General features: G+C 38.8%; 1 pseudogene. It reads right to left on the bottom strand.

What is annotated here, in order from left to right:
• Positions 1–156: pseudogene (locus RYX56_RS24755) on the bottom strand (dual-specificity RNA methyltransferase RlmN); the annotation flags it as partial.
• Between the last annotated feature and the right edge of the window lie 86 nt (positions 157–242).

Here is a 242-nt window from a genome sequence, read left to right as displayed (position 1 = left end):
CGCAAATGAGGTAACCCTTTTTTTATAGAGCCAATCAAAGATTTGTTCGGCCCGAAAAGACTTTTCATTGTTTTCCCCAAGCCATTCCTTTAATTCATGGAGCTGCAGTGAATAAATTGATTTCGTCTTTGTCTCAGTTGCCGTAAATTGCTTCAACTGTTACACCTTCTTTCGTTGCCTAACTTTTCGCTTTCATTTTTCTTAAGGCTGCGATATAAAATCCATCCGAACCAAAATCCTGC

Origin of the sequence: Alkalihalophilus lindianensis, from assembly GCF_032843265.1 — a bacterium.
Taxonomy (GTDB): Bacteria; Bacillota; Bacilli; order Bacillales; family Bacillaceae_D; genus Alkalihalophilus; species Alkalihalophilus lindianensis.
This window is presented reverse-complemented; position numbering and strand designations above follow the sequence as displayed.